Genomic DNA, 12932 nt, shown 5'->3' on the forward strand with positions numbered 1-12932 from the left:
AATCAAGCGGCCGATTCGGTCACGGCCTCGAATTGCCGGTCTCGCTCTCGCGCTTCATCGAGCCGGCCCGGTTTCACGATTCGGAGGCCGGCCGGGATGCCGCGACGCGTCCGGAATCCGCGGGGGTTTCCTCCGTCGCCGGCGTCGCGGTCCGGCCACGGCGCTCGGTGGAGACCACCAGCGCGACCCCCACGACGATCAGGGCTCCCGCCACGAGCATGGCCGCGGTGACCGGTTCGGACAGAACGGCCATCCCGAGGATCACCGCCACCACCGGGTTCACGTACGCGTAGGTGGACACGAGCGAGATCGGCGCGTGGCCGAGCAGCCAGATGTACGAGGTGAAGCCCACCAGGGAGCCCACCAGCACCAGGTAGGCCAGGGCCGCCCACGACTGCCAGCTCACCGCGCCCACGTGCAGCCGCTCGCCCTGCACCAGGCCCATGACCAGCAGCGCGCCGCCGCCCACCGCCATCTCGACCGTGCTGGCCACGAAGGGGTTGGCCGGCATCGGGATCCGCGGGGAGATGAACGACCCCACCGACCACGACAGCGAGCCCAGCAGCACCACGGTGATGCCCACCCCGTTGCCGGACGCGCCGCCGCCCCGGAGTGAGAGGAAGGCGACTCCGGCGAAGCCCACCAACACGCCGGCCAGCGTCAGCACGTGCGGCCTGTCCCTGAAGACCGTCCTGAGCACGATCAGCCACAGCGGGGTGGAGGCGACGAGCAGCGCGGCCAGGCCACTGGAGATGTGCTGCTCGGCCACGGCGACCATGCCGTTGCCTCCGGCGAGAAGCAGGAGCCCGACCAGCGCGGCGCCGCCGAACTGCCGCCACGTCATGCGGAACGGCACGGCCCTGACGAGCAGGACCGTGCCGAGGACCAGCGCCGCCGCGACGAAACGGAGCCCACCGCTCGTCATCGGCGGAAGGGTCTGGATGGCGATCGCGATGCCGAGGTACGTCGAGCCCCACACCACGTACACGGCCGCCAGCGCCAGCCACACCCGTACGTCATGACCGTTTCGTTCCATGGGTCATGACGATAGACCGTCCCTTTCGGGCGGCGATTACCGGTTCAGCTTCTCCACGATCAGCCGGTAGAGCTGTCGCGGCCGGCCGGGCTGGGGGGTGCGGTTGGGCGGAAGCGGCCACGCGAGTCCCTCGTCAACCAGCGTGCGCAGCAACCGCCTGGCCGTGCGCGGGGTCACTCCGAGCATGCGCCCGGCGCCCTCCGCGTCCACGACCGTGTCCCCGCCCTCCAGCTTGGCGGCCAGGCGCGCCAGCACCTCGACCCCCTTGGGCTTGACCGGCCCGCCCGGCTGGGGCGGCATCCGGGGCGGCGGCACCAGCGCGCGGCCCTCCCGGTCCACCGCGAAGCCCTGCGGCTGTTTGCCGCCCTGGGTGCGGGCGAGCGCGCCCCTCGCGTGCGTCTCGGCCTCGTGCGTGGTGCGGCCCATCCCCACACCCACCTCGACGGCCAGGCCCAGCTCCTCGCGGATCCGCGCGGCGAACGGCAGCACCCGGAACCCGTCCGTGGCCGCCGCGATCGAGCCCTTCGTCGCCACCACGAGGTAGCTGTGGTCGTCGATCGGCCACACGCTCGCGTTGATCCGGTTGGCCTCCTGCACCAGCAGGCGGTGCAGCGACAGCCGCAGCTCGTCGCGCCAGTAACGCGGTGCGGCCCGCCGTACCGGCTCGCGCAGCGTCGGCACCTCGACCAGCACGACCGTGAGCTGCGACTCCTCCAGCCGGTGCCGGGCGCCGAGCAGCGCCGCCGTGTGCAGTGCCGTACGGACGGCCGCGGAGGTCGGCCGGATCGGCACCACCGGCACCCCGGCGGCGGTCAGCCGGTCGGCCACGCCCTGGACGCACGTGAGCGCGCCCGTCGTGGCCCCCTGGCGGAACAGCCGCTCGTGGAAGGCCGTGATCGTGCCGATCGGGCCCGGCTCGTCACGGCTGTGCACCTCGCCGGAGGAGAGGTTGAGGTCGCTGTACGCCTCGTCGATGTCCGGCCGGCCGAGCACGTCGAGGCTCACCCGGCGTGGATCGACCCGCTCGTCCAGCGCGGCCCGCGCGATCGCCGCCACCAGCGCGGCCCCGCCGAGCTGCACGTGCGTGGCGGGCATCGTCAGCACGCCGGCCCGCCGGGCGAGCTCGAAAGGCACCGGACTCGCGAACAGGCACGCGTCCACACCCGGACCGAGCCGGGTCACCTTGTCCGCCGCCTCCTGCTCGTCCCGGTACGCGGCGGCGACCAGCCGGCAGGGCACCGGGGCAGCCGAGTGCCCCATGAGCATCACCCGCTCGACCAGATCGTGCGACCCCACCACTCCGATGGTGAGGTCGGGTGTCACCGTGCCCAGACGTGACCCGCGCGGAGTGTCTTCCGTGCGCTCGACCAATGTTCGTCCCATCCCACGTCGCCCTCGTTGTTGTGGCTTCTCTTTGGAACGATCGCTGGTTAAGGCCGTAATGTCACGCCCAGATTTGCCGGAATACCATTCTGGGTGGTCTCGGCGGTTCCGTAAATCGGACGGTCCCCGCTGGTCAGGGCATTAGTAAAGGTTTCCGGACTCAGCCCTCGTCCGAAGTGGAAATTTCACGCACCACATCTGCACCAAGCGCCTGCATACGCTGTGCGAGCGCGGCGTGACCGCGGTCGATGAGATATCCGGACCCGATCGTCGTCTCGCCCTCCGCCGCGAGACCGGCGAGCACGAGTGCGATTCCCGACCGCAGGTCGTGCGCCGTCACCTCGGTGCCGTGCAGCGGCGTCGGACCGTGGACGACCGCCCGGCTGCCCTCGACCTCGACGTTCGCCCCCATCTTGTTCAGCTCGCCCGCGAGCGCGAAGCGGCCGTCGAAGATGCGCTCGTGGATGTAGCTGGAGCCCTCCGCGAGGCAGGCCACGGTCATCAGCGGCGACTGCAGGTCGGTCGCGAAGCCGGGGTAGGTGTCGGTGATGACGTTGATCGGGCGCAGCGGGCGGTTGCGGCGGACCTGGAGCACCGCGCCGTGGTTCTCGAACTCGACGCCCATCTGCTCCAGCTTCCACCGGACCACGCCGAGGTGCTCGAGGGAGGCGCCGACCAGGCTGACCTCGCCTCCGGTGATCGCCGCGGCCATCGCGAACACGCCCGCGTCGAGCCGGTCGGGCATGACCGTGTGCTCGACCGCGGTCAGCTCGTCCACGCCTTCGACCGTGATGAAGCCCGTGCCGCCGCCGCGGATGCGCGCGCCCATCCGGGTCAGCATCGTGATGACGTCGAGCACCTCGGGCTCGAGGGCCGCGTTCTCGATGACGGTGGTGCCCCGCGCGAGCGAGGCCGCCATGATCAGGTTCTCGGTGCCGGTGTGCGACGGGGTGTCGAGGTACAGCGGGGCGCCGACCAGGCCGCCCGCCTTGATGTGGATGACGGCCTCGCCCTCGTCCACCATCGCGCCCAGGCGCTTGTAGCCGAGGTAGTGGAAGTCGAGGTTGCGGCTGCCGAGGTTGCACCCGCCGATGCCCTCGATGATCGCCTCACCGAGGCGGTGGAGCAGCGCGGGGACGAACAGCACCGATCCCCGGAACCGGCGGGCGATCTCCGCGGGCAGGACCGGGCTGGTCAGGCGGGAGGCGTCGATGACGAGCGTCCGCTCGCTCTCGTGGAACTCCACCTTCGCGCCGACGGCCTGGGCGAGTTCGACCGCCCGGCGCACGTCCTCGATGACGGGCACGTTGCGGAGCACCGTGCGGCCCTCGGCCGCGAGCAGCGCCGCCCCGATCATGGGCAGTACGGCGTTCTTCGCGCCCTGGATGAAGGCGGTTCCACGCAGTACATTGCCACCGCCCACGCGGTAACGGACCATGAATTCGACTCCTATTTCGGGGGAAGGGTGGGGGACTCCCGTCAGCCGGCAGCCGAGTCGTCGGCGAGGACGATCGGCCTAGAGTAGCCGCTGTCCCGGGAGTTTCGGGGAGGAACTACCCCCAGAACGGATGGGGGAACGGGTCACTTGAGACTACTTGTGTGACCTGTGTGATTCAGCCGCGGAAGCGCTCGCCGGTGAGCCGCTCGTACGCCTCGATGTAGCGGCTGCGGGTGCGCTCGACGATCTCGTCGGGCAGCGGCGGGGGCACCTCACCCGACGACCTGTCCCAGCCCGACTCGGGGGACAGCAGCCAGTCCCTGACGAACTGCTTGTCGAACGACGGCTGGGAGCGGCCCGGCTCCCATTGGTCCAGCGGCCAGAAACGGGAGGAGTCGGGCGTCAGCACCTCGTCGCCCAGCGTCAGCACGCCGTCGGCGTCCCAGCCCAGCTCGATCTTCGTGTCGGCCAGGATGATGCCACGTTCCAAAGCGATCTCGGCCCCGCGGCTGTAGACATCGAGGGTGATCCGGCGCAGCCGCTCGGCCACGTCCTCGCCCACCTCCGCCGCGACCTCCTCGTACGTCATGGGCTCGTCGTGCTCGCCCATGGGGGCCTTGGACGACGGCGTGAAGATCGGCTCGGGCAGCCGGGACCCGTCGGTGAGCCCTTCCGGGAGCCGTACGCCGGAGACGACGCCCTCCCTGCGGTAGTCCACGAGCCCGGAGCCGGTGAGGTAGCCGCGGGCGACGCACTCCACCGGCACCATGCGCAGTCTGCGGCACAGCACTCCACGGCCGGAGAACTCCGCCGGGACGTCGGTCGAGACCACGTGGTTGGGGACGACGTCCTTGAGTTGCTCGAACCACCACAGCGACAGCCGGGTGAGGATCTCCCCCTTGTCGGGGATGCCGGGTTCGAGCACGTAGTCGAAGGCCGAGATGCGGTCGGAGGCGACCATCAGCAGCAGCCCGTCGGGGGTCTCGTAGAGGTCGCGTACCTTGCCGGAGTGCAGGTGCTTCACCGTTCCATCTTCCCAGCTCTTCACCGCGCATTGAGCAGGGGGAGAGTGCGCAGCCGCGCGTCGATGTGAGCGGCCACGAACGGGGGAACGGGACACTCCCGTCGCACCGAGGACCACGACGCGGCCATCGCCTCGACCGTCGCGGACACAGCCGCGGTGAATCTCTCCTGGTCCGCGCCCAGGGTCTCGGCGAACCTGCGGAAGTGATCGAGCGTGATGTAGGACGCGTCGTTCTGCTCGCTCACCGGCAAGGTGAGAACGTCCCTCCTGAACGCCTCGTAGGAGGTGACCGAGACGAAGTCGTAGGCCGGTGAGAGCCTGCGACTCCGCCCGTCGGGATATCGCAGCGACCAGTTCTTCAAGTGCTCGTCGGTGTTGCCGATGACGACGCAGGCCGCCAGGCGCCGGACATACTCCTCCAGATCCTGGGGACACTCCCGCTGGATCACCGCGCCGACGTGCTCCGCACGTCCGCGGTCCTTCTCCTGGGGGAGAAGTTCGAATATCTGGGCGAAGTCCTCCTGATGGATCCGCTCTCCCGCGCGCCTGTCGAACCTCTGGATCGCGAAAGCCTTCTCCCCCGGGCGGATCAATCTGTCCGGGATGTTGGCGAGAGAGTCGGCCGAGACCAGGTCGTGAGGTGGGACGTCGATGCCGGACAGGGCGAGCCAGGTCATCATGGCGTGCTCGTTCTCGGGCAGGAGATCATGGCGGTCGCTGGGGAACTTCACGATCCAGTCGCCGCCGGTGCCCTCGTACAGGAACTTGTCAGCCGTCCGCACCATCGAGAGCTTCACCTGCATGCCGGCGAGAGAGAAGCTCATCTTGCGGGCGTCAGGGCGCCGCCACGCGCGTTCCGCCTCACTGTCCTGCGGGCCGGGTTCCTCGCAGACCACACGTACGGCCCCTGGCAGGTCCTGGCCGAGATGGACGAGCAGGGAGAAGTCCGCGACGGACTTGAGTCCCAGCTGTGCCGTGATCAGCCGCCGCAGCCCCGACTCTCGCTCCGGCAGCAGATTGGCGAACCAGGGTGGGAGTTGGCCGCCGGGGGCCGTCTCCCGCTTGCGCGGGTTGTACTCGTACGCCAGGCCCAGCACGGGCCGGTCGAGCCCCCGATCCGTGTACTGGAACGTCACCCGGCCCGCTCGCATCGTGAGGACGCCGACCGGCCGTTCGCCGAGCAGCACCTGAGCGGTGGTCTGTGTGGTCATGCGCTCACTCCGGCCTGATCAGCGCCGGCCCGTCGGGGAAGCCGAACAGCGCGTTCTCCTGCACATGCTCCTCGATCGCCTTCTCGAGGTCGGCGGAACGGGAGACGAGGAAGAAACCCTCGCGGTCCTGGAGCAACTCGCGCCGGCTGATGTCGTCGATGAGGTGGCTCCGTAGAGTCTCGGCGTCCGCCTGGCCGATCGCCTCACGGATGGCCCGGTCGGGGACGTCGCGGGGATGGACGATTCGGCTCGCGATCGTCTCCTGTCTCCAGCCTTCCGTCCTCGTCACCGTGACGAGAGGGTTCCATCCTTGGTCGAGCAGCCAGACGGGGTCGATCGGCAGCCCCACCCGGTTCTCCGATCCGGGCGGGGCGGCGAGGACCCTGGGTCGGCTGGCGAGGAGGGCCAGCAGGTTCAGCCTCGCCTGGGGCTGGTTGGGGCGAAAGGCGCGCAGATCGGGCTGCCAGGACTCTCTGGAGAGCAGCCGCAGCAGACGGTCCGCGCTCTGGACGGGGTCCCCCTCGACTGCGAGGCCGTTCCTGCGCAGGGCGGCGATATTGCCCTGTGGCGCCACGCCCACGGCGGAGCCACGCCACACCCATCTGCGCAGCAGCTCCCCCGCGCGACCCTCCGGCGGCCCGAACAGTGCGACGAACCGGGTCAGAACCGGCAGGAAGAGCAGGTACGGGAGCACCCGGATGTGCGGAATCGCCGCTTCCTCTCGCAGGAAGTCGACAACGATTCCCAGCGCGTGCTCCGTCTTCTTGAACGCCTTAAGCCGATCGGCGTCGTCGCGGAACTCACCGCGGAAATCGCGGTCGACACGTCCGTGCCTGATCGCGAGAACCGACTGGACGAGAACCCGATCGGGGATCTGCCCGAAGCCGAAACCCTTGACGGTGGCGGCGAGCGCGGTCAGGTTCGAGGGCTCCATCTGGTCGGAGACGGTGTTCAGCGCGTCGAAGATCTCTGCCTGAGTGAGCCGGTGCCCGGAGGTGTTCAACCGGTCGAACATCTCCCGCACCGCCTGTTCGTCGTCCCCGGTCACCACGTACAGCGGCAGCATGTAGTCGCGGATCGCCTCCATCATGGAGTCGCACCGGTCCATCTCCACGTCTGTCAGCCAGGGACGATCCCTCTGCCAGGCCCAGAAGATCTCTCTGTCGCACGCGGCCTGCACGGGGAACCAGTGCTCGCGAACCGGCTCACGCCGCCCGGCCGACACGAACCGGTCGGCCTCCAGGTCGTAGAAGATTCTGAATCGCGGGTCCACCACGTCGGGGGGCGCGGTCAGGGCACCGATGAGACTCGTCACCCGCTGCTGACCGTCCACCACCCAGTACGCGGCCGCCACATCGGGCGCGTCGATCAGTAGAGGTCCGATCTCCAGGCGTGCCGCGGCCGCCGGCCTTCGCCACATGAGCAGGGTGCCGATGGGATAGCCGCGCAGGATGCTGTCGAAGAGCTTGACGACGTCGTCGCGCCCCCAGCGGAAGGAGCGCTGAAAGGAGGGGATGCGCAGCAGCCCCTGCCGCGCCCACTCGACGAGCTCTGTCGGGCGGGCCTGCTCGACACGGGGCCTGGTGACCGTGGCCATGAGCCTCCCCTCCGCTGATCAGATGGTATGTCTGCGTACGAGTCGTGCACCAACCGTTACGCGGACATCACCGTTCGTCAGGTGTCAGGAGGAGGCGGCGGCCAGGGCGATGTCGGATCGGTGGTGGGAGCCGCGCATCGTGATCTGCTCCAGCGCCTCGTAGGCCCGGGCCCTGGCCTGGGCGACGCCGGCGCCGGTGCCGACCACGTTGAGCACCCGCCCGCCGTTCGACACGAGGCGGTTGTCCTCGTCCAGGGTCGTGCCCGCGTGCAGCACGTACGCGTCCTCGACCGTCACCGGGAGCCCCGCGATCGGGTCGCCCTTCACCGGGTCGGCCGGGTAGTTCTCCGCGGCGAGCACCACGGTCACGGCGGCTCCTTCACGCCACCGCAGCGGCGGGTGCCCGGCGAGCGTGCCGGTCGCGCACGCGAGCAGCAGTTCTCCCAGGGGGCTCTCCAGCCGGTCGAGCACGACCTGGGTCTCCGGGTCGCCGAACCTCGCGTTGAACTCGATCACCCGGGGGCCGTCCGCGGTGAGCGCCAGCCCGGCGTACAGCACTCCCGTGTACGGCGTCCCGCGCCGCGCCATCTCGGCCACGGTCGGGCGCACGATCTCGTCCATCACCCGCTCGGACAGGTCCTCCGGCGCCCAGGGCAGCGGGGTGTAGGCCCCCATGCCGCCGGTGTTCGGGCCCTTGTCGCCGTCGTAGGCCCGCTTGAAATCCTGGGCCGGCTGCAGCGCCACCGCGCTTGTCCCGTCGCACAGCGCGAACAGCGACACCTCGGGGCCGGCGAGGTACTCCTCGATGACGACCCGCCCGCACGCCCTGGCGTGCTCCAGGGCCTCCTCGCGGCTGTCGGTCACGACCACGCCCTTGCCGGCGGCCAGGCCGTCGTCCTTCACGACGTACGGCGCGCCGAACGCGTCGAGCGCCGCCGCGGCCTCCTCCTCGGTGGTGCAGGTGTACGCGCGCGCGGTCGGCACCCCGGCGGCGGTCATCACGTCCTTCGCGAAGGCCTTGGACCCCTCGATTCGCGCCGCCTCCGCCGACGGGCCGAAGCAGGCGATCCCGGCGGCCCTGACGGCGTCGGCGACGCCGGCGACCAGCGGCGCCTCGGGGCCGATCACGACGAGGCCGGCGCCCAGCCGCTCGGCGAGCGCCGTCACCGCCGCGCCGTCGGTCGGCGTGACCTGGTGCAGGGTGGCCACTTCCGCGATGCCGGCGTTGCCGGGGGCGCAGTGGACTTCTTCGACGGCGGGGTCGAGCCGCAGGGCCCGGCACAGAGCGTGCTCGCGACCCCCGGAACCGATGACAAGTACGCGCACCCGACCATTGTCGCAGCGGTCGGCCGCCTCCCGTTCTCAGGCGTGGGCGAGCGCCCGGGTGGAGGCGTCGAGGATGTCACGCAGAGCGGTGCGGGCCTGGGTGAGGTCGGCTATGCGGGAGTCCAGCTCGGCCAACTGGGTGGTGAGGTGGCCGAGAACGCATTCCTGGAGTTCGGTGCCGTCACCCGCGAAGCAGGGCATGAGGTCGCGGATGACCCTGGTGGGAAGCCCGGCGGCGAGCAGGGCGCGGATGCGGGCGACGGCGGCGGGGGCGTCGGGACCGTACTGGCGGTGGCCGCCCTCGGTGCGGTGGGAGGTGAGCAGCCCCTGGTCCTCGTAGTAACGGAGAAGCCGTATGGCCACGCCGGTTTCGCGGGACAGTTCCCCGATCTTCATGTGACCCACCTCACAAAGGAGCGGCTTGAATCTCCCATCGATGTCACATTTTATCGTCGATGACGTGACGAAGAACGCATCGACCGCGCAGACGCCCGTCTCCCTCTACGGATTCCTGACCCCGAAGCCCGGACACGCCGACGCCCTCAGGAAGCTCCTGCTGGACCTGGTCGGGCCGTCCCGGGGGCACGAGGGCAGCCTTCAGTACCACCTCCACGAGCAGGAGGACGGCAGGTTCTTCCTTTACGAGGTCTGGCGCTCCCAGGAGGATCTCGACCGGCACAACGCGACCCTGCTGCTGCGCGCCTTCATGGCCGAACTGCCCGAGCACGTCGACGGCGCCATCGAGGCCTACTCGGGCGCGATGAGGAGTCCCTATCCGTACGCCGGGGCGTCTTCCGCCGGCTGACGACGCCGCGCATCCCGACCTGCCCGTTTCGGGTGGGATACACACCGATGGCTAGTTTGTTCGGGCTGTTTTTGGCAAGAAGTGCATGATCGGTGGCACTTGACGCGGGTACCCTGGAACAGGTGTCCAACGGCCGTGTGGTAGGTTAGACAGGCTTCGCGCTGTCTCGTGGCGATTGGAGGTGGTCTGGGATGAATTCTGGTGATCCCGTCAGTACGTGCTCGCGCACGTACGTCGTGCGCATTCCCGACCACTCCGAAACTGAAGCCCGAGGGGCAGCTCACGCCTGCATGAAGGGGTGACATCACGTCGCGCGTAGAGCGTGCCGGCTCGGGCGGGAAGGGACCGCCATGCGCTCCTCTCTGCTCTTTCCCCGCATCAACAGGCACACCCGCGTCATGTCCACGCACCTCGGCGCCGCGTCGGTGAACGCCGACCCGGTCGTCCGCTGCGTGCCGCCGAGCAACTCCCTCGTCGAGTTCGGCGCGTACATCGGCGGCAAGAAGGTCGACGCCGCCGGCATTCCCGAGGCCGTGGGCCTGGTCCGCGAGCACAACGAGGCCAACGAGGTGCCCGACGCGTACGTCTGGGTCGGTCTGCACGAGCCCGCCGCGCCCGAGGTCGAGTGGCTCGCCGACGTGTTCGGCCTGCACCCGCTCGCCGTCGAGGACGCCATCAAGGCCCACCAGCGGCCCAAGGTCGAGCGGTACGGCGACTCGCTGTTCGTGGTGCTCAAGACCGTCGCGTTCCTCGACCACGAGGTGTCGGCGGCGAGCAGCGAGATCATCGGCACCGGCGAGATCATGGTGTTCGTCGGGCCCGACTTCGTCGTGACCGTACGGCACGGGCGGCACTGTCCGCTCGGCGACGTCCGCGAGAAGCTGGAGTCGAAGGCGAAGCTGATCGGCCGCGGCCCCACGGGTGTCCTCCACGCCATCGCCGACCACGTCGTGGACAAGTACCTGCAGGTCGCCGACCTCATGCAGGCCGAGCTCGAAGAGGTCGAGGCGGCCGTCTTCGCCGAGGTCAGCTCCCGCGACATCAACAGGATCTACCAGCTCAAGCGCGAGATGCTGGAGCTCAAGCGGGCCGTCGGACCGCTCCAGACCCCCTTCAACGCCCTTCCCCAGCGGCGCAGCATCCCCTCCGAGATGCGTGAGTACTTCCGCGACGTCGGCGACCACCTGTCCCGCGTGTGCGAGCAGGTCCAGGCGTCCAACGAGCTGTCCGACTCGATCCTCCAGGCCGCCCTGGCGCGCTCCAACGCCCTCGCCAACGAGGACATGCGCAAGATCTCCTCCTGGGTGGCGATCATCTCGGTCCCCACGATGATCGCCGGCATCTACGGGATGAACTTCGACCACATGCCCGAGCTGCACTCGGCCTACGGCTACCCGGTCGTCATCGGTCTCATGGTCATCGCCTGCACGCTCCTGCACCGCGCCTTCCGCCGCAACGGCTGGCTCTGACCGCCCTTCCCCCCGGGACGCCGCCCCACGTGCGTCCCGGTGGGCGTCGACGGATTCCGGGATGCGTACGCTTCGTGACCGGAATCATGAGCAATCAGTCATTGCGATATGTCAAATGATGTTGTTAGGTGGGGGGAGCGGGCCGCTCGACACATCGACCGTTTCCACTCTCGCAGGAGCGTGTCATGACAGAGGCGACACCCCGGCTGGCGACTTATCCCCTCACTCGGGAACGTGCCTTCGACCCGCCGGACGAACTGGCTCGCCGCCGCGCCGAGGCGCCGATCCAGCGGATGACGTACGCGGACGGGCACGAGGGCTGGCTGGTGACGGGGTACGCGGAGTCGCGGGCCATCCTGGCCGACAACCGCTTCAGCAGCCGCCTTGAACTGATGCACTCGCCGATCCCCCAGCGCGGGGAGTTCCGCCGTGAGCCGCTGACACCGGGGTTCTTCATCCGCATGGATCCCCCCGCCCACACCCGCTACCGCCGCCTGCTGACCGGGCAGTTCACCGTACGGCGGATGAAGCAGCTCGAACCGAGGATCCAGGAGATCACCGAGAGCCGCCTCGACGCCATGGAACGCGAGGGCGCCCCCGCCGACCTCGTCGAGTCCTTCGCGCTGCCCATCCCCTCGCTGGTGATCTGCGAACTGCTCGGCGTGCCGTACGAGGATCGCGAGAAGTTCCAGCGCGACTCGGCGGTGCTGCTGAACCTCGACTCCTCGATCGAGGACGTCCGGGCCGCGGTGCAGGACCTGTACTCCTACCTGCACGGTCTCGTCACGATGAAGGCGAAGGAACCCGCCGACGACATACTGAGCGGCCTGGTCGCGGGCGGGGAGCTGACGAGCGAGGAGATCGGCGGCATCGGGCTGCTGCTGCTCATCGCGGGGCACGAGACGACCGCCAACATGCTCGGCCTCGGCACGTTCGCGCTGCTGACGAACCCGGACCAGCTCGCCGTCGTGCGGGACGACCCGGCCGCCGTCGAGAACGCGGTGGAGGAACTGCTGCGCTACCTCAGCATCGTGCACATCGGGCCGACCCGTACGGCCCTGGAGGACGTGGAGGTCGGCGGCGTTCTGATCAGGGCCGGTGAGTCGGTGACGCTGTCCATCGGGGCGGCGAACCGGGATCCCGCGCGGTTCGAGGGCGGCGACGCCCTCGACGTGACCCGTACGGCGCACGGGCACCTGAGCTTCGGGCACGGCATCCACCAGTGCCTGGGTCAGCAGCTCGCCCGGATCGAGATGCGCATCGCCTATCCCGCGCTGCTGCGCCGGTTTCCCAACCTGCGCCTGGCCGTGCCGGCACGGGAGGTTCCGTTGCGGTCCAATATGGCGATCTATGGTGTGCACCGCCTGCCGGTGCTGTGGTGAGGAAAGTCGCTGGGGGAACGATGAAGATCAAGGCGGACACCGGACGGTGTATCGGCGCGGGGATGTGCGTGCTCACGCTGCCCCAGGTGTTCGACCAGAGCGAGGACGACGGGACGGTCGTGGTGCTCGACGCCGAGCCCCCGGCCGACCTCGCGTCCGCTGTGAACAGGGCCGTGCAGCTCTGCCCGTCCGGTGCGCTGTCCGTGGAGGAATGAGCCCGTACGGGTCGTGTGACCGCGACACGCTGGGCCGGGTGACGCT

12 protein-coding genes are annotated in these 12932 nt (G+C 69.5%); 4 read left to right on the forward strand and 8 right to left on the reverse strand.

Annotated features, from left to right (window positions below; genetic code table 11):
• Positions 1–73 precede the first annotated feature (73 nt).
• The 8 genes from IL992_RS04640 to IL992_RS04675 form a co-directional block, all read right to left on the reverse strand.
• Positions 74–1036: an EamA family transporter gene (locus IL992_RS04640; RefSeq protein WP_193202043.1), complete on the reverse strand. Its 963-nt coding sequence runs from the start codon at positions 1034–1036 to the stop codon at positions 74–76.
• Between the two features lie 36 nt (positions 1037–1072).
• The gene (locus IL992_RS04645) at positions 1073–2317 is read right to left on the reverse strand and encodes a transcriptional regulator (RefSeq protein ID WP_193202285.1); all 1245 of its coding nucleotides are present in this window, start codon (positions 2315–2317) and stop codon (positions 1073–1075) included.
• A 262-nt stretch (positions 2318–2579) separates the two neighbouring features.
• Positions 2580–3857 (reverse strand): UDP-N-acetylglucosamine 1-carboxyvinyltransferase, encoded by a 1278-nt coding sequence (gene murA / locus IL992_RS04650; RefSeq protein WP_193202044.1) that lies wholly within the window; start codon positions 3855–3857, stop codon positions 2580–2582.
• Positions 3858–4032: 175 nt separating this feature from the next.
• Positions 4033–4881: a phosphoribosylaminoimidazolesuccinocarboxamide synthase gene (locus tag IL992_RS04655; protein ID WP_193202045.1), complete on the reverse strand. Its 849-nt coding sequence runs from the start codon at positions 4879–4881 to the stop codon at positions 4033–4035.
• A gap of 20 nt (positions 4882–4901) precedes the next feature.
• Entirely contained in the window at positions 4902–6092 is a 1191-nt protein-coding gene (locus IL992_RS04660; protein WP_193202046.1) for a type II toxin-antitoxin system HipA family toxin, read from the reverse strand.
• A 4-nt stretch (positions 6093–6096) separates the two neighbouring features.
• Positions 6097–7689 (reverse strand): DUF262 domain-containing protein, encoded by a 1593-nt coding sequence (locus IL992_RS04665; protein ID WP_193202047.1) that lies wholly within the window; start codon positions 7687–7689, stop codon positions 6097–6099.
• A gap of 84 nt (positions 7690–7773) precedes the next feature.
• Entirely contained in the window at positions 7774–9015 is a 1242-nt protein-coding gene (purD, locus tag IL992_RS04670) for a phosphoribosylamine--glycine ligase (RefSeq protein ID WP_193202048.1), read from the reverse strand.
• Positions 9016–9051: 36 nt separating this feature from the next.
• Positions 9052–9411, reverse strand: coding sequence for a MerR family transcriptional regulator (locus IL992_RS04675; RefSeq protein WP_193202049.1), 360 nt, complete (start codon positions 9409–9411; stop codon positions 9052–9054).
• 64 nt (positions 9412–9475) lie between these two features.
• Between IL992_RS04675 and IL992_RS04680 the strand changes: the two genes are divergently transcribed.
• The 4 genes from IL992_RS04680 to IL992_RS04695 all read left to right on the forward strand — a co-directional run bounded on the left by IL992_RS04680 (position 9476) and on the right by IL992_RS04695 (position 12886).
• Positions 9476–9820 (forward strand): putative quinol monooxygenase, encoded by a 345-nt coding sequence (locus IL992_RS04680; protein ID WP_319018340.1) that lies wholly within the window; start codon positions 9476–9478, stop codon positions 9818–9820.
• A 350-nt stretch (positions 9821–10170) separates the two neighbouring features.
• The gene (gene corA / locus IL992_RS04685) at positions 10171–11289 is read left to right on the forward strand and encodes a magnesium/cobalt transporter CorA (RefSeq protein WP_193202051.1); all 1119 of its coding nucleotides are present in this window, start codon (positions 10171–10173) and stop codon (positions 11287–11289) included.
• Between the two features lie 185 nt (positions 11290–11474).
• Entirely contained in the window at positions 11475–12671 is a 1197-nt protein-coding gene (locus tag IL992_RS04690; RefSeq protein WP_193202052.1) for a cytochrome P450, read from the forward strand.
• 20 nt (positions 12672–12691) lie between these two features.
• On the forward strand, positions 12692–12886 hold the full coding sequence (locus IL992_RS04695) for a ferredoxin (RefSeq protein WP_193202053.1): 195 nt from the start codon (positions 12692–12694) through the stop codon (positions 12884–12886).
• Positions 12887–12932 lie beyond the last annotated feature (46 nt).

Source organism: Microbispora sitophila (assembly GCF_014892245.1).
Classification (GTDB): domain Bacteria; phylum Actinomycetota; class Actinomycetes; order Streptosporangiales; family Streptosporangiaceae; genus Microbispora; species Microbispora siamensis.